The sequence below is a fragment of the Gulosibacter sediminis genome, from assembly GCF_014904065.1.
GTDB classification, from domain to species: Bacteria; Actinomycetota; Actinomycetes; order Actinomycetales; family Microbacteriaceae; genus Gulosibacter; species Gulosibacter sediminis.
Map to the genome: position 1 here is coordinate 14,558 of NZ_JACXJG010000011.1, position 15,041 is coordinate 29,598.

Genomic DNA, 15,041 nt, shown 5'->3' on the forward strand with positions numbered 1-15,041 from the left:
CACGTCGGCATGATCTTCCAGGGCTTCAACCTCGCCGAGCGCACCGACGTGTTCCACAACGTGCTCGTCGGCCGCTTCGCGCACTCACCCGCCTGGCGCACGCTGCTCGGCCTCCCCTCGGCCGAGGATCGCGAGCTCGCGCTGCGCGCGCTCGACTCGGTCGGGATGCTCGAGAAGGTCTGGGCGCGCGGCGGCGCGCTCTCGGGCGGGCAGAAGCAGCGCGTCGCGATCGNGACGCAGGAGCCGAGCGTCATGCTCGCCGACGAGCCGGTCGCGAGCCTCGACCCGCCCACGGCGCACGCCGTCATGGGCGACCTGCGCCGCATCAACCGCGAGCGCGGCCTCACGGTGCTCGTGAACATCCACCTCATGGACCTCGCCCGGCAATACACCACCCGCATGATCGGCCTGCGGGCCGGCGAGATCGTCTACGACGGGCCCGCTGGCGCCGCGACTGACGCCGACTTCGAGCAGATCTACGGCCGCCCGATTCAGGCGCGCGACGTGATGGGCCGGGCGGAATGAGCGTCGACACCTCGGTGCGGGCCGCCAAGGGCGGCGCGGGCGAGCTGCGAGTGCCGCCGCGCCCCCGCAACCGCGTGCGCACCGCGCTTATCCTGCTCGCGCTCGCCGCGATGACGATTGCCACGTGCATCCCCGCCATCGGCGGCGTCGAGCTCGACCTCGGCGCCATCGTGCGCAACTGGCGTAACGGCGCCGACAAGCTCGTGCAGCTGCTGCAGCCGAACTTCGAGTTCCTGCCGCGCACCATTCAGCCGATGCTCGAGACGCTGCAGATGGCGATCGTCGGCGCGTTCGTCGCCGCGATCGTGTCGGTGCCACTCACGCTCTGGGCAGCAAAGCCGACGAACCCGAACTCGTTCGGCCGCGGCGTCGTGCGTACCATCGTCAACGTCGTCCGCTCAGTGCCCGACCTCGTCTACGCGACCGTGCTCGTCGCGATGGTTGGCGTCGGTGCCCTGCCCGGCCTGCTCACGCTGTTCCTGTTTGACCTCGGCATCGTCGTGAAGCTCGTGTCGGAGGCGATCGATTCGGCCGACCACGGCTACATGGAGGCCGGCCGCGCCGCCGGCGGCAGCCAGTTGCAGATCAACCGCGTCACGGCGCTGCCCCAGACCTGGCCGCTGTTCGCAAACCAGTGGCTCTACACGCTCGAACTCAACGTGCGCATCTCGGCGATCCTCGGCATCGTGGGCGCCGGCGGCATCGGCCGCCTGCTCGACGAGCGCCGCGGCTTCTACGCCTATGAGGATGTCTCGGTGATCATCCTCGAAATTCTTGTCGTCGTCGTGCTCATCGAGCTCTGCTCGAATGCACTGCGAAGGAGGCTCACATGACCGCGCTCGCGCTGCCCCAGCGCCCGCCGCGCCGCTGGTCGACGGTGTTCGCCGTCGTCGCCGGGCTCATCATCCTCGCCTCGGCCGCCGGCCTCCAGATTCAGTGGAGCGACCTGCCCGAGATTCCTGCAAGCGTCGCGAATTACCTGCAGCTCATGTTCTCCTCGCCGAATTGGGAGAAGCTGCCGCGCGCGCTCACCGAGATGTGGCGGTCGATTTCGATGGCGTGGCTCGGCGCTCTCCTCTGCGTCGTCGTGTCGGTGCCGCTCGGCATGCTCGCCGCGCGCGGCGTCGGGCCGGCCTGGCTGCGCGCGCTCCTGCGGGCCCTGTTCGCCGTGATCCGCGCCGTGCCCGAGGTGATCATCGCGATCATCCTGCTCACCGTGACCGGCCTCACGCCGTTCACCGGCGCGCTCGCCCTCGGCATCGCGGGCATCGGCACGCAGGGCAAGTGGGTGTACGAGACGATCGAGTCGGCGCAGGAGGGCGCATCCGAGGCAGTGCGCGCCGCCGGCGGCTCGACCGCCGAGGTGACGCGCTGGGCGTTGTGGCCCGCGGTTGCGCCGGCCCTGATGTCATTCGCGCTCTACCGCTTCGAAATCAATATCCGCACCTCGGCCGTGCTCGGCCTCGTCGGCGCGGGCGGCATCGGCAGTATGCTCTCGAACTACACGAACTATCGGCAGTGGGACACGGTTGGCATGCTGCTCATTGTCGTGATTGTCGCGACGATGATCGTCGACGCGATCTCGGGAGCGATTCGTCGTCGGATCATGGAGGGAGCGCGGTCACGTGAGCTGGCAAGGGTCGTCTGACGCACCGCCGTCGGCGCGCATCGGTTCACTGTCGCCCTCGCTGCAGCCCGGCGAACGCCGCGTCGCCGAGGCGATCGTCGCCGACCGCAGCGGCACGGTCGAGCGCACGGCGCAAGAACTCGCGGATGCGGTGGGCGTCGGCCGCACGACGGTGATTCGCGCCGCGCAGTCGCTCGGCTACGAGGGCTACCCGCAGCTGCGAGTGGCCCTCGCGCAGGAGCTCGCGCTCGAGACCTCGGCCCGTGACACGGCAGGTGAGGATGCGGGCGACGGCACGATGGTCGGCTCAGTACGCGCAGGCGTGCAGCGCTTCGGCGCGCGCCTCAGCCACACGGTGTCGGCGCTCACCGAGGAGTCGGTCGGCGCGTTCGTGCGGGGGCTCGATGAGGCCGAGCGCGTGCTCGTCATCGCGAACGGACTCTCGTCGTCGCTCGGGTTGGACCTCGTGCTGCGACTCAACTCGGCGGGGCGCCCCGCCGANATGCTCATGGATTCGATGTCGCAACAGATCTCCGCACGCCTGCTCGGCGCGGGTTCGGTTTGCGTCGTGCTGTCTGGTTCGGGCGCGAATCGATCGACGCTCGAGGCGATGCGGGCCGCGAAGGCAAGCGGGGCACGGGTGCTCGCGATCACCTCGTTCGCCCGCTCGGTGCTCGCCGACGAGGCCGACGTCGTGCTCGTCGCGCCACCGATCAACGAGTCGTTTCAGGACGAGCTGATTCACACCTCGCGGGCCGCGCTCATGCTGCTCACGGAGCAGCTCGTCGACCAGCTCATCGCGCATCGCGGCGATCGAGGCCGCGATGCGCAGGCCGCGGCGGTCTCGATGCTCGGCGGCGGCCTGCACGAGTAGACACGACCACCCGGTTACCTAGTGCAGGATCGGAATCTGCCAGGGGTACTTGTACTGGTAGCCACCCGAGGTGCGTACGGCACCCCAGATGCCGAGCACGAAGGTGAGCAGGTTGCCGAGCACGATGAGCAGGATCCCGACCGGCAGCAGGATCACGGTGAAGCAGAGGATCCACCCGAGCACCGACATCACCCATGCCGAAATCTGAAAGTTGAACGCGCCAGCGGCGGCCACACGCACGAACTGCGAGTTGTTACGCGAGAACAGCCACACGACGAGTGGGCCGACGATCGCGAGCCAGCCGGCCGAGACGATCGCGGCGATCGGTGCCGAGAGGTGTGCGAGCACCGCCGCGCCACGGGCCTGGGTCGAAACATTTTCGGGTTGCTGCGTCATTCCGCCATTCTCGCAGCTTCGGCGGCGCGCACGCTGAGTTGCATTAGCGCAGCACGACGGTCGTGACGCGAGTGATCATCAGCGCGAGTGCGACGGTCAAACGCACGATCGCAACCACCTGCCAGAGCAGCACCCTCCCGCGCTTCGCCCCCATGCCGACGAGCATCGCGACGGTGAAGTGAGTCGGAATCGCGAGCGGGCCGAGCAGGATCTCGCCGGGGTTCATGCAGACGGGCAGAAACCATGACAGCGGCACAGCGTCAAGCCCCGTCTCGCTCGGCCTGTCTCGCTCGAGGTGCTCGGCGGCGAGCAGGGCGGCCCGCGCGGTTCGGCGTGCCACTACCGGGTCGCCTCGTCGGCGTCTTCGGTCTCTTCGGCGAACTGCGGGGTGCTCGAGGCCACGGTCGCTCGCTTAACCGGCGACACGGTAGCGCCCGCAGAGAAACGAGCGGTTACGCGCGAGCTCGATGAGCTCGAGGTTGAGGGCGCGCGGCAGCACCGGTGCGCCGGCGCCGAGCATCACGGGCGCGTATTGCAGCCACACTTCATCGAGCAGGCCCTGGTCGGCGAACTGCCCGGCGAGGTCTCCCCCGCCAACGATCCAGAGATCTTTGCCGTTGGCTGCCGCGGTCATCTCGGCGTGCACGTCACGGATGTTCGCCTGCGTGATGCGCACATCCGCACCCTCGGGCGTCTCGAGCGCGCGGTGCGTGAATACCCACGTCGGTTGCTCGTACGACCAGACGCTGTCGTGCTTGCGCAGCCACTCGTAGGTCGACGCGCCCATCGCGAGCGCGCCGATGCCCTCGATGAATGCCGGGTACGCCATCGGGCCTTCTTCGTCGAAGTCCTGTTTGAGCAGCCAATCGAGAGAGTGTTCTGGCGTCGCGATGAATCCGTCGAGGCTGGTTGCGGTGTAGAAATGCGTCGTCATGCGTGCATTCTCGCGCGCCGCCCTGGCAGCCCGCACCCGCGCGCCGGAAACGCCCCGTCGCGGTGGGCGGATGCTTCGTCGAGCATCCGCCCACCGCGACAGGGATGAGTTGGGTCGGGCTGGCGCGGCGCGGCGCGAGCTAGTGCGCGACGCTCGCGACGGCGGGGCGACGCGCGGGTCGAGCGGGCTCGGCACGATGTACTCGGCGCTCACCTCGTCACCGACCAGCTCAGCGATCGCCGCGGCGGCAGGGATCAACATCGGTTCCGACAGCGTCGAGCAGGCGCAGCGCTTCGACATCCTCCGTAGCCGCCGGGGCGTTCGACTCCAGCTCAGAACGAGTGCTGAGCGTCGAAAACGAGTGGAACGAGTATCGGTGTGGGGCGGGGGACACAAGTCCATGGTCCCCCGCCCATTGCTGAGCTCATCAGGGATAATGGAGCCACCGTCGTTGGCACTCTGATCGATAACGAGCGGAACGAGCGAGGTATCGCGGGCTGCGGTGCAAACGTCGTTCGCGCGGGTGGGCAGCTCGCCTTCGGCGAGTGCCAGGTCGGGCAGGTCGGGGTAGATGACGCTGTTGTCGGCGTTCATGCGCGAGCACCTCCGATCACGACGGCGAGACGAGCACGCTGCTCGTCGGTGAGACGCGGCGCAGCCTTCACCAACCGGGTGATGGCGGACTCAACCGCAGTGGCAGCGGCCGGGCCGACGGCTACAGCCTCGGCCAGTTCGTCAATGTCGGAGGGGCGAACGAAGACACGGCGGCCGATGCGGTGAGCCGGAAGGTCACCGTCAGCAATGCGCTTGCGCAGCGTCGAGTAGGCGATCGGACCACGGGCGGCGGCGGACTGGAGGCTCAGATGATCAGTGGCGCTCTGAACGGGCGCAGGAGCGGTAGTGGACAACACAGCAGAGTCCCTCTCGTGAGGAGCTTTCCGCTCTACTCACCTGGCGACGGGGCGGTACTTCCCGACGTCATGACCATTCGGGACACTCGGGCTGTAGTCCGCCGTTGTGCTGTCGGCCACCAACCCGACTCCCTGCTTGGCGACGGCTCCCGGCGGTGGCCCGGGCATCTGGTCGCTGTGTTGTCTGCAACCGACCGTAGCACTTAGGAGCGCTGACATTCACGAGCACGCACTTCATCAGTGCGGTGTCAACCATTGCTACTGGATGGCGTTGGCGCACGTGATGTGGCGATGTCTTCGGGCGTGCCAAATTAAGTTCCGCGCGGCCTGTCCTCGCCATGGGGTCTCGATCGTCCCCTTCATGAGCGCGTGAGAAGACGCGCCTCGGAAGGAGCAGACGACATGGGTAAGTACACGACGATCTCACGGCACGGACACGTTGCTGCTGAGGCTGAGCAGATCCTCGAAACGGTCTCATCGACCGAGGGGTTCACTTCAATCAATCCTCACCGCACCGCGGACCCGAAGCTCGCCATCACGCCGAGCGGTCCAGCTTCCGGAGTTGGGTCCGGGTTCGCGTTCAGGGGGAAGGACGGTAAGGGCACGCAGACCGTTGCCGAGGTCACGAGTAGCCGGGTGGTCTACGACATCGATATGGGGTCGATGGGGCGCTCCCGGCAGCGGATCTCGGTTACCCCGGTGCGCGGCGGTGGTTGCGACGTCGAATGGTCGATGACGTTGGATTCCGGCCGCAATCCGATGCTGCGGGTGTTCGGTCTATTCGCGAACAAAGTGCTCGGCCCGACTCTGGAGACCGGTCTCCGCAACCTCGCCGAGGCTACCTGGCGTTAACCCGCGTTTTCTAGACTCCGTAGTGGTCGCCTTGGCCTCTGCGGTTCACCCCGATCGAAGGGAAACCCCACCATGAAGTACACATTTCTTCTCTACAGCGACCAGTCCGGCGCGACGGAGCCGACGCCCGAGGAGATGGAGCAGGAGCTAGCGATCTTCGGCGCATACATCGGTGCACTCCAGGAGGCCGGAGTGCTTGTCGCGACCGATTGGCTGCAGCCGGTGGAGACCGCCACCACCGTCTCGTATGCGGATGGTGAAGCGGTCGTGCACGACGGCCCGTTTGCCGAGACGCAGGAGACCCTCGGCGGCTATTTCATCATCGAGGTCCCTGACCTTGACACCGCGCTGGAGTGGGCGAAGAAGTGTCCCGTCGCGCAGTACGGCAAGGTCGAGGTTCGCGCGAGCGGGATGGAAGGCTAAGGCTCCATCAGCACACACTCCTCAGCCGACGGACCGCGTCCGCATCTCGCGCTGCTCGACGAGCTCGTGCGAGCAGATCGGGCGCGGTTCGTCGGCGCGCTCGTCCGGTGGTGCGGCGACGTGCAACTGGCGGAAGACGGCTTCGCTGACGCAGTAGAGCGTGCCTTGACCGCGTGGGGGGTCGAGATCCCGCGTGACCCGCAGGCGTGGCTTGTCACGGTAGCTCGAAATCGTATCCGCGACCTGCTCGGAGCCGCCGAGCGTACCCGTACGCGCGCATTCGAAGAGACCGACCCTCATCCTCAGGCCGAACTGGGCACGGGGCGCGACGATGACACGCTCGCCCTTCTCTTCGCCTGCGTGCATCCTGCACTCGACCGCGGGGTACACGCGCCTCTGGTCCTCCAGGTTGCGCTCGGCGTGCATACGACTGACGTCGCCACGGCGTTCGCGCTCCCGACTGCGACACTCGCGAAACGGCTCGTACGTGCGAAGCAGAAACTCCGAGCCAATCGAGTGTCGTTCGAGATCCCCGAAGGGATCCCCAGCGAACGAGTCGCGGCCGTGCTCGATGCGATCTACGCCGCCTACTCCGTGGAGTGGCTGCGGATCCCCCCAGACGGTGCCGTGGATCTCGTGACGGAACACGCGATACATGCCAGCCAACTGCTGTTGGCTGCGCTACCGGGCAACCACGAGGTGCGCGGACTTGCCTCGCTCCTGCTCTACTTGCACTCCCGCGATGCTGCGCGACTCAAGGACGGTGTGCTCGTTCCCCTTGACGAGCAAGACCCGAGGCTCTGGGACCATCACCTCATCCGGACCGCCGAGGCGATCCTCCGCGATGGCTTGAGCGGTGACCGCCCGACAACGCCAGGACCCTACGAGTTGCAGGCCGTGATCCAGACCGCGCACGCCCTGCGGTCGCGTAACGGCCACACACCTTGGAACACGATCGCCCAGCTCTATGACGCCCTCGTCCAGGTCACCCCTAGCCGAGGAGCCGCTGTCGCACGTGCCGCGGCAATCGGGCATGCAGACAGCCCTGGCACTGGCCTCTCGGTGCTCGACCAACTCATCGCCCAGGACCCGGCATTGGCCACCTTCCAGCCCTACCATGCGACACGCGCCGCGCTGCTACGCCTATCCGGTGCCCCCGAGGAGCTGTATCAGGTCGCGCTCGCGCGAGCCATCGACCTCTGCACTCACCCGCCGAGTCGACGCTACCTCACCTGCATGCAACGGGTGTCAGAGTAGCCCAGGTAAACGCATCGGTCTGCTCGACGCCCACCTGCGGGGCTAGCGCCATATTTCGGTTCCACTCCACGTCTTGCGCTGAATATCAAGTATGCCCTAACTCCATCACAGTAGCCGGATTCGAGTGGGCATACTCGGGAGGCCGCCTGGACGTCGAAGAATATGACGACGCGAGGACATCCCTGCAGCTCAGCTGGTGGAACGATACCGAGTGCCCGGGCGTGATCGGCCTCACAGTTCGGCGCGAGTGCATCATCGATCCGCAGCACGTCATCGAGACGGATCGGTCAGATCTCCGGTCGGTTTCGATCGGATATGCGAGCGTGTCGACCCGCACCGCGCTGCTCCTGTGGCTCGGAGCAATCAGCGACGAGGTACGTGCCGATGCGAAGCCAAGCTGGGCGATCGAATCGGCTCTTGCCGCGCTCGATGCGCAGGGCGTGCCCCGTGCGAAGCGGCTTCTCGGCCTCGCTGCACGCGGCGTTCATGAAGACGACCGAATCCGGTCGTTCCGCCTCGAAGAACGTCACAGGTTTGACTCGACTGAGGTCAGCAGCGTGACGTTCTAACGGCATCGTCCGCGGTCGCGGCGGTCGGCGCAATGCACGTCAGCTGTCGCGATCGCGGCGCCCAGCCGCTCGAGCAGGTCGTGCGGGCCGAGTATCAGATAGAGGCCGGCAGGTGGGCGCTGTCGACGCGCGCCGCTGCACGCAGCAGCAAGGCTTCCTGTCCCGGCCGGGCAATGAACTGTACCGACTGCGGCAGCGCGCATCCGTCGACCCACATCGGCAGGGCGATCGCCGGCCAGCCGAGCACGTTCCAGATGTTCGTCATTGAGGCGAGCTCGCGACTCGGACCGGGGTCGGTGAAACGCGGGGCGAGGATGGGCGAGCTCGGGCTGATGAGTACCTCGCGTTCGTCGAAGGTCGCCTCGAAGAGCTCGCGCACGCGGTCGATCTCTGCCTCGGCGGCCGCGACCTCAGCATCGGTGACGTCGCGCCCAGCGAGTACGTTCGCGAGAATCTTGGGCTGGAACTTCTCGGGCGACGTGCGTGCCCGCTCGGCGTGCAAGTCGTATGCTTCCCTCGAACGCACGATGCGATAGAGCTCGGCATAGTCGATGTAGTGGCCATCAAGCTGCGGCAGCCGAGCTGCGTCGGCGCCGAGCTGCGCCACGACGCGGTCGTGAGGAACGCCGGCGGCCGCGTCGACGACCTTGGCCCGTACATCCTCGAGGGCGAGGAATCTCGCGACCTGCGCATCCGCACCGCGAAGGAATCCGGTCGCCTCCATCACGACAGCGATGTCGTCGGCCGTGGTCGCGAAAAAGCCAAGCGTATCGAAGGCGTCCGAGAGCGGGAACGCACCCGCGGTGTCGATGAGCCCGAGCGTCGGCTTGAGCCCCACGACGCCGCAGAGCGCGGCGGGCAGACGAATCGAGCCGGCCGTGTCTGACCCGACCGCGTATGACACGACGCCAGTCGCGACCGCCGCGGCCGAGCCCGAGCTCGAGCCGCCGGGCACCCGCTCGGCGTCGAAGGGATTCCGTACGACGCCGAACGCCCCGACGTCACCGCGAATGCCGTACGAAAACTCCTGCGCGTTCGTCTTGCCGACGACCACGGCGCCCACCGCACGCAACCGCGCGACGATGAACGCGTCGTGCTCGGGCACGTTGTCGCGGAAGAACTCCGAGGCCATCGTCGTGCGCAGCCCCGCCGTGTCGATGACGTCCTTCACCGCGGTCGGGATGCCGTCGAGCGCCCCGCGCGACTCCCCCGCGGCGCGGCGCGCATCCGATTCCTCCGCTGCCCGGAGCGCCCCGGCGTCGTCCACCGTGATGAAGAGATTGTCGGATGCGCGGGCCGCCTCGAGCGCCCGTCGAGTCAGCTCGACGGAGGTCGTTTCGCCGGCGGCAAGCTGCGCCGCGAGTTGGGTCAGGGTCGGATGCACGTCATTGTTCGCCACGCCCGCCAGCGTAGCCCGGAACGAGAGGGCGACCATTGCGTTAGCTACGCGCCTCCGACTGCGTTCGCGGAGACAAGCGCGAGCGGCGCGAAACCTCAGTTTCGCAGGCGCATCGGGCCCTTCAACAGCCGCCGCTGGTCGCGCACCCAGACCGCGCCAGTCTCGCGATGTTGGGCCCGAGTAGCGAAGCGGTAGCGGTACGCGACCACCCGCACCCACGCGGGCCGCTCCCCCGCGAACGGGTCGTGCCGCACGAGCCGCAGCGTCGGCGCATCCGCCTCGAGCAGCTTGCCAAGGAACGTGCGGAACCAGCCGTCGAGGCCGCGGCCGAGCGGCAGAAACCACATGAGCCAGTCGAGCCGCAGGTGGTACGGCGCGAACTGGCGCGGCCGCCGCCGAGCGTCGCCGGGTTTGCCGTAGAACTCGTACTCGTGCCACGTCGCGTCGCGCGGGTTCGCGTCGCGGGTGCCCTCGACGACGTATTCGACGCGTACCTTCGTCACGCTGCCGAACGCGCCGTAGGCGTTCGCGAGCTGCAGCCGGTTGAACGCGCCGTTCATCACCTGCCGTTTCGCGAAGAAGAGGTTGTGGAACGCGGGCCAGCTCAGCCAGAGGTAGAGCGCACCGATGGCCCAGGTGATGACCACCCAGTAGGCCGGCAGCTCGGCCGAACCGATCGGGGCGCCGGGCACCGCCACGGCCGACGCCGCGATGACGATCGTTGCCCAGTTGAGCCAGGCGAAGTTGCCGGTGAGCACGAGCCAGAGTTGCGTCGCGACCACGATGCCCGCGGCGACGGTGCCGACCACGCCCGGCACGAACAGGAACCACGGCACGACGAGTTGCGCGAAGTGGTTGCCCGCGACCTCGAGCCGGTGAAACCACCGCGGCAGCAGGTGCGCCTGCCGGCTCAGCGGCCCGGGCATCGGCTGCGTTTCGTGGTGATAGGTGAGCGCGGTGAAGTCGCGCCACTCGCGGCCGCCGCGAATCTTGATCATGCCCGCTCCGAATTCGAGCCGGAACAGCAGCCACCAGAACAGCACGATGACGACGATCGACGGCGCCTGCGAGCGCGAGCCGAGAAACGCGGCGAGAAAGCCGAGTTCGAGCAGCAGCATCTCCCAGCCGAAGCTGTAGAACACCGCGCCGAGGCTCGTCACCGACATGTAGCTGGCCCAAAGCAATAGAAACGCGAGCATCGGCAGCCACGGTGGCCCGAGCTGCGGCAGCCCGGCCACGATCAGCGCCGCGACGACAATGCCACCCGAGCAGAGTATCCGCAGCCGCCGGTCGGTGTAGCGCCACCAGCGAAAAATCGTGAAGCGCACGGGCTGCTTCGGTCGACGCTGCAGCCCGCGCTCCCCGAGGAGCACGGGGAACTGCCGCAGCGTCGACACGAAAGCCACCACGAACAGCGCCGCGATGCCGCGCTGCAACACCTCTCGAGCAAGGCCGTAGTCGACGGCCGCGAACCCGTCCATGCCGCCAGACTACGCCGAAGCCACCCGCCTACCGCCGGGTCGCGTCCTGCACCTCGCCGATGAGCTCCTCGAGGATGTCTTCGAGGAACAGCGCGCCGGTCGTCTGATCGTTCGCGTCCGCAACGCGCGCGATGTGCGTGCCGCGGGCGCGAATCGTCGCGAGCGCATCCTCGAGTTCGACCTCGGGCCGAATCGTGATGAGCGGCCGGATGCGGTCGGCCGGGATCGGCGCGTCGATCACGTCGGGCTCGCTCAGGTCGAGCACGTCCTTGAGGTGCACGTACGCGGTCGGCGTGCCCCGCGCATCCGTCATGACATACCGGGAGTAGCCGTGGGCGGCGACGGCGCGCTGCACGTCGCGCGGCGTCGCCGTGTGCGGCAGCAGCACGAGCGATTGCAGCGGCACCTCAACGTCGGCGACGCGCTTTTCGGTGAACTCGATCGCGGCGCTCACGGTGCCCGAGTCGTCGACGAGGGTGCCCTCGCGCTGCGACTCCTCGACGATCGTCGCGACCTGGTCGATCGTGTACGCGCTCGTCGCCTCGTCCTTCGGCTCGACGCGGAACAGCCGCAAGAAGCCGTTCGCGATCCAGTTCAGCGAGTGGATGATCGGGCTCACGACCCGGCTGATCAGCACGAGCGGCGGGGCGAGCAGCAGCGCGGCGCGGTCGGGTACCGAGAACGCGATGTTCTTCGGCACCATCTCGCCNGAACACGACGTGGAGGAACGTCACAAGCACGAGCGCCACGATGAACGCGGTGAGCGTCACCGCCTCGGCCGACAGGCCGGTCCACGCGAGCGGGTACTCGAGCAGGTGATGGATCGCCGGCTCGGAGACGTTGAGGATCACGAGCGAGCAGACGGTGATGCCGAGCTGGCTCGTTGCGAGCATGAGCGTGGCGTGTTCCATCGCCCACAGGGTCGTCTTCGCGGCGCGGTGGCCTGCGGCCGCCTTCGGCTCAATCTGCGAACGGCGGGCCGAAATCACGGCGAACTCGGCACCCACGAAGAACGCGTTCACCACCAGCAGTACAACAAGCCAGATGAGGCCGGGAAGGTATTCGCTCATCGCTGTCCCTCCTCAAACTGCTCCATCATGCGTTCGCGGGTGTCGGCGAACGCGGTGTCCTTGGTGATGTCGTTCGGTAGGTAGCGCAGCCGATCGATGCGCGGGCCGACCATGCGCTCGACGCGCAGGCGCCCGTGCGGGGTCTCGACCTCGTCGCCGACGGCCGGGATGCGCCCGAGCTTCTCGAGCACGTAGCCCGCGACCGTCTCGTACTCGTCGCTCTCGGGGATGCGCACTGCCGCGAGCTCCCACAGCTCGTCGGGGCGCAGCGAGGCGGCGAGCGTCACCGAGCTCTCGCCGACGTGGATGCGGTGCTGCGCCTGATCGTGCTCGTCGCGGAGGTCGCCGACGAGCTCCTCAACGAGGTCCTCGAGCGTGACGATGCCGGCGGTGCCGCCGTGCTCGTCGACGACGACGGCGATCTGGTAGCCGCGGCCGCGGAGCGTGCCGAGCAGCGAGCCGACGCCCGCGCTTTCGGGAACGAGCAGTGGCTTCGACATGATCTCGGTCACGGGGGTCGTCGCGCGGTCCTCGAAGTTCACGCCGTACGCGCTCTTCACGTGGACGATGCCCACGATGTTGTCGGCGTCGCGCCCCATGATCGGAAACCGCGAGTGGCCCGTGCGCTCGGCCTCGGCCACCACATCCGCGGCCGTGACATCGTTCGCGAGCGTGTGCATCCGCACCCGCGGGGTCATCACCGAGTCGGCGGTGCGCTCCGAGAACGTGAGGGTTCGGTGCAGCATCGCTGCATCATCGTGGTCGAGCGAGCCCTCGAGCGCCGAGCGGCGAATGAGAAAGCTCAGCTCCTCTGCGCTGCGGGCACCCGAAAGCTCTTCTTTCGGTTCGATGCCCATGGCGCGAATCAGCGAGTTTGCGGTGCCGTTGAGCAGCAGCACGACCGGCTTGAAGAGCCAGGTGAAGGCGATCTGCAGCGGCACGACGATCTTTGACGTCGCGAGCGGCACGGCGAGCGCGAAGTTCTTGGGCACGAGTTCGCCGAAGATCATCGAGAACAAGGTCGCGACAACGATCGCGACGATCGAGCCGGAGGCCGTCACGCCGGCTTCGCTGAGGCCGAGGTCCGACAACGGTTCGCGCAACAGTGATGAGATCGCGGGTTCGAAGGTGTAACCGGCGAGCAGCGTCGTTAGCGTGATGCCGAGCTGCGCGCTCGAGAGATGGGTCGACGTGACCTTGAGGGCGCTGATCGTGGGGCCGAGACGTTTCTCGCCACGATCACGGCGCCGCTCAAGGTCAGGTCGAGCGAGGTTAACGAGGGCAAATTCCGACGCCACGAAGACGCCGGTGCCGAACGTCAGAAGGACGCCGGCAAGAATGCCCCAGAGTTCGAAGTTCATCGCTCACCCCGCTCGTGGCCCGCATATGCGGGCGCCGGGATGAGCTTAGGACTATGACCAGGAGAATCTTCCATAGCCGAATTCTAGGGGCATTCTGGTTACGGCGTGCTTACTTCTTTTCGCCGCGCCCAACAATCAGGCCGTAGATGAGCAGCACGACGATCGAACCACCGATCGCGAGCGCCCAGGTCTGGAGCGAGAAGAACTCTTCGAGGTTGGCGTTGAACAGGATTCCGCCGAGCCAGCCGCCGACGAAGGCGCCGACGACGCCGAGCAGCAGCGTGACGAGCCAGCCGCCTCCCTGCTTACCGGGAAGGATCAGTTTTGCGATGGCACCGGCAATGAGGCCGAGAAGTAGGAAACTGAAAAAGCCCATGAGAGCTCTCCTTTCATTTTTCGCACACGGGTGCGTGTGCTGTGTCGATTATTGCCACGTGATCACATGAAAATCACAGCGACACGCAAATGTAACCGCGATGCAACCAACTCCTCGCCCTGCATTTGCCGTCGCGTCGAACTTAGGATGGGCTCATGGAACAGGTGCGCGTGGATAGTTGGCTCTGGGCCGTGCGGGCCTACAAGACCCGGTCAGCGGCGACGGCGGCGTGCCGCGCGGGCCATGTGCGCGTGAATGATGAGCGTGTGAAAGCCGCGCAGAAAGTCGGCCCCGGCGATGTGCTGCGAGTGCGCCAGAACGGCTTCGATCGCATCCTCGTCGTGGGCCGCACGCTCGTGAAGCGAGTCGGTGCGGCGGTGGCTGCCGAGGCCTACGAGGATCGCACGCCTCAGCGAGAGCCAGTGGCCGTCATCGCGGTGCGCGATCGCGGCGCCGGGCGCCCCACGAAGCGCGAGCGCCGCGAGATCGAACGGCTGCGGGGCTACTAAGCGAGCACTGCCATGGACATCGAGTGGCTCGTTGAGCTACGGGCCGAGGTACTGCGCGCCGACCTCGCGCGCCTGGGAGCGTTTGACGAACACCGAGTGCGCGAGCGGATGCGCGCGGCATTTCGGCCGCAGAATACGCAGGTCATCGTCGTCGACGGCGCCGACGCAGGGTCGATTTCGCTGCGCGAAGAGCAGGATGCGCGCTGGATCGAACACTTTTGCCTCGCGCCGAGCGCGCAGAACCGCGGCATCGGTTCGGCGGTGCTTGAGCAGGTCTTGCCGACGAAGGACCCGCGATCATTCAAGCTCAACGTACTGCAGGGCAGCCCGGCCCGGCGTCTCTACGAGCGGTTCGGGTTCGCCGCATGTGAGCAAGACGAGGTTGATGGGGTCTGATGCAGGAAGAGGTGACAGTTCTAGTTAGGCCGCGAGGGCCAGGTCGTTGTTCATGATGGCCTCGAACTCGATGGGCGTCAA

At 67.1% G+C, this 15,041-nt stretch carries 18 protein-coding genes and 2 pseudogenes; 11 read left to right on the top strand and 9 right to left on the bottom strand.

Annotated elements, in window-relative coordinates; genetic code table 11:
* The 4 genes from ID132_RS13795 to ID132_RS06830 form a co-directional block, all read left to right on the top strand.
* Nucleotides 1–525 (top strand): phosphonate ABC transporter ATP-binding protein (locus tag ID132_RS13795; RefSeq protein ID WP_235988365.1); only part of this gene is annotated, 525 nt, incomplete at its 5' end.
* On the top strand, nt 522–1,358 hold the full coding sequence (phnE, locus tag ID132_RS06820) for a phosphonate ABC transporter, permease protein PhnE (protein ID WP_193128194.1): 837 nt from the start codon (nt 522–524) through the stop codon (nt 1,356–1,358). The genes ID132_RS13795 and phnE (ID132_RS06820), both read left to right, overlap by 4 nt.
* Nucleotides 1,355–2,173 carry a phosphonate ABC transporter, permease protein PhnE gene (phnE, locus tag ID132_RS06825; RefSeq protein ID WP_193128195.1) on the top strand — a complete coding sequence of 273 codons (819 nt, stop codon included), beginning with the start codon at nt 1,355–1,357 and terminating at the stop codon, nt 2,171–2,173. The genes phnE (ID132_RS06820) and phnE (ID132_RS06825) overlap by 4 nt, the downstream gene beginning before the upstream one ends.
* A complete protein-coding gene (locus ID132_RS06830; RefSeq protein ID WP_193128196.1) occupies nt 2,151–3,026 on the top strand; it encodes a MurR/RpiR family transcriptional regulator in 876 nt (291 codons plus the stop codon). Before phnE (ID132_RS06825) ends, ID132_RS06830 begins: the two co-directional genes overlap by 23 nt.
* A gap of 18 nt (nt 3,027–3,044) precedes the next feature.
* Here the strand turns inward: ID132_RS06830 and ID132_RS06835 are convergent, their stop codons facing one another.
* From ID132_RS06835 to ID132_RS14380, 4 genes are all read right to left on the bottom strand, one after another.
* A complete protein-coding gene (locus tag ID132_RS06835; RefSeq protein WP_193128197.1) occupies nt 3,045–3,422 on the bottom strand; it encodes a DUF4870 domain-containing protein in 378 nt (125 codons plus the stop codon).
* Between the two features lie 43 nt (nt 3,423–3,465).
* Complete coding sequence (locus ID132_RS06840) at nt 3,466–3,762, bottom strand: hypothetical protein (protein WP_193128198.1); 297 nt, start codon at nt 3,760–3,762, stop codon at nt 3,466–3,468.
* A gap of 72 nt (nt 3,763–3,834) precedes the next feature.
* Nucleotides 3,835–4,356, bottom strand: a complete 522-nt coding sequence (locus tag ID132_RS06845) for a dihydrofolate reductase family protein (RefSeq protein ID WP_193128199.1) — start codon at nt 4,354–4,356, stop codon at nt 3,835–3,837.
* Between the two features lie 590 nt (nt 4,357–4,946).
* Nucleotides 4,947–5,267 carry a helix-turn-helix domain-containing protein gene (locus ID132_RS14380; RefSeq protein ID WP_328743738.1) on the bottom strand — a complete coding sequence of 107 codons (321 nt, stop codon included), beginning with the start codon at nt 5,265–5,267 and terminating at the stop codon, nt 4,947–4,949.
* A 402-nt stretch (nt 5,268–5,669) separates the two neighbouring features.
* Here ID132_RS14380 and ID132_RS06855 point away from each other — a divergent pair, with 402 nt between their 5' ends.
* The 5 genes and pseudogenes from ID132_RS06855 (at nt 5,670) to ID132_RS06870 (ending at nt 8,368) form a co-directional block, all read left to right on the top strand.
* Entirely contained in the window at nt 5,670–6,119 is a 450-nt protein-coding gene (locus ID132_RS06855; RefSeq protein ID WP_193128200.1) for an SRPBCC family protein, read from the top strand.
* A gap of 72 nt (nt 6,120–6,191) precedes the next feature.
* The gene (locus tag ID132_RS06860; protein WP_193128201.1) at nt 6,192–6,542 is read left to right on the top strand and encodes a YciI family protein; all 351 of its coding nucleotides are present in this window, start codon (nt 6,192–6,194) and stop codon (nt 6,540–6,542) included.
* Nucleotides 6,543–6,662: 120 nt separating this feature from the next.
* Nucleotides 6,663–6,746 (top strand): annotated as a pseudogene (locus ID132_RS15225) (hypothetical protein); the annotation flags it as partial.
* 360 nt (nt 6,747–7,106) lie between these two features.
* Nucleotides 7,107–7,799 (top strand): DUF6596 domain-containing protein, encoded by a 693-nt coding sequence (locus ID132_RS13805; protein ID WP_235988367.1) that lies wholly within the window; start codon nt 7,107–7,109, stop codon nt 7,797–7,799.
* A 323-nt stretch (nt 7,800–8,122) separates the two neighbouring features.
* Nucleotides 8,123–8,368: a hypothetical protein gene (locus tag ID132_RS06870; protein ID WP_193128203.1), complete on the top strand. Its 246-nt coding sequence runs from the start codon at nt 8,123–8,125 to the stop codon at nt 8,366–8,368.
* A gap of 94 nt (nt 8,369–8,462) precedes the next feature.
* Here ID132_RS06870 and ID132_RS06875 read toward each other — a convergent pair whose 3' ends face one another.
* The 5 genes and pseudogenes from ID132_RS06875 to ID132_RS06895 form a co-directional block, all read right to left on the bottom strand.
* Nucleotides 8,463–9,767 carry an amidase gene (locus tag ID132_RS06875; protein WP_193128204.1) on the bottom strand — a complete coding sequence of 435 codons (1,305 nt, stop codon included), beginning with the start codon at nt 9,765–9,767 and terminating at the stop codon, nt 8,463–8,465.
* Between the two features lie 95 nt (nt 9,768–9,862).
* Nucleotides 9,863–11,248, bottom strand: coding sequence for a lipase maturation factor family protein (locus ID132_RS06880; RefSeq protein WP_193128205.1), 1,386 nt, complete (start codon nt 11,246–11,248; stop codon nt 9,863–9,865).
* Nucleotides 11,249–11,276: 28 nt separating this feature from the next.
* Nucleotides 11,277–12,318, bottom strand: a pseudogene (locus ID132_RS06885) (CNNM domain-containing protein).
* Complete coding sequence (locus ID132_RS06890) at nt 12,315–13,679, bottom strand: hemolysin family protein (RefSeq protein ID WP_125107314.1); 1,365 nt, start codon at nt 13,677–13,679, stop codon at nt 12,315–12,317. The pseudogene ID132_RS06885 and the gene ID132_RS06890 overlap by 4 nt, the downstream one beginning before the upstream one ends.
* Nucleotides 13,680–13,788: 109 nt before the next feature.
* Complete coding sequence (locus ID132_RS06895) at nt 13,789–14,055, bottom strand: GlsB/YeaQ/YmgE family stress response membrane protein (protein WP_125107313.1); 267 nt, start codon at nt 14,053–14,055, stop codon at nt 13,789–13,791.
* Between the two features lie 155 nt (nt 14,056–14,210).
* Between ID132_RS06895 and ID132_RS06900 the strand changes: the two genes are divergently transcribed.
* Entirely contained in the window at nt 14,211–14,564 is a 354-nt protein-coding gene (locus ID132_RS06900; protein ID WP_193128206.1) for an RNA-binding S4 domain-containing protein, read from the top strand.
* A 12-nt stretch (nt 14,565–14,576) separates the two neighbouring features.
* On the top strand, nt 14,577–14,960 hold the full coding sequence (locus tag ID132_RS06905; RefSeq protein WP_193128207.1) for a GNAT family N-acetyltransferase: 384 nt from the start codon (nt 14,577–14,579) through the stop codon (nt 14,958–14,960).
* The last annotated feature ends 81 nt before the right edge of the window (nt 14,961–15,041 follow it).

What these genes read in the sequence shown, in the direction of transcription:
- ID132_RS06895 (WP_125107313.1), bottom strand. Translation starts at nt 14,055, where the DNA reads ATGGGCTTTTTCAGTTTCCTACTTCTCGGCCTCATTGCCGGTGCCATC.
- ID132_RS06890 (WP_125107314.1), bottom strand. Translation starts at nt 13,679, where the DNA reads ATGAACTTCGAACTCTGGGGCATTCTTGCCGGCGTCCTTCTGACGTTC.
- ID132_RS06900 (WP_193128206.1), top strand. Translation starts at nt 14,211, where the DNA reads ATGGAACAGGTGCGCGTGGATAGTTGGCTCTGGGCCGTGCGGGCCTAC.
- ID132_RS06905 (WP_193128207.1), top strand. Translation starts at nt 14,577, where the DNA reads ATGGACATCGAGTGGCTCGTTGAGCTACGGGCCGAGGTACTGCGCGCC.
- ID132_RS06860 (WP_193128201.1), top strand. Translation starts at nt 6,192, where the DNA reads ATGAAGTACACATTTCTTCTCTACAGCGACCAGTCCGGCGCGACGGAG.
- ID132_RS06845 (WP_193128199.1), bottom strand. Translation starts at nt 4,356, where the DNA reads ATGACGACGCATTTCTACACCGCAACCAGCCTCGACGGATTCATCGCG.
- ID132_RS06855 (WP_193128200.1), top strand. Translation starts at nt 5,670, where the DNA reads ATGGGTAAGTACACGACGATCTCACGGCACGGACACGTTGCTGCTGAG.
- ID132_RS06880 (WP_193128205.1), bottom strand. Translation starts at nt 11,248, where the DNA reads ATGGACGGGTTCGCGGCCGTCGACTACGGCCTTGCTCGAGAGGTGTTG.
- phnE (WP_193128194.1), top strand. Translation starts at nt 522, where the DNA reads ATGAGCGTCGACACCTCGGTGCGGGCCGCCAAGGGCGGCGCGGGCGAG.
- phnE (WP_193128195.1), top strand. Translation starts at nt 1,355, where the DNA reads ATGACCGCGCTCGCGCTGCCCCAGCGCCCGCCGCGCCGCTGGTCGACG.
- ID132_RS06835 (WP_193128197.1), bottom strand. Translation starts at nt 3,422, where the DNA reads ATGACGCAGCAACCCGAAAATGTTTCGACCCAGGCCCGTGGCGCGGCG.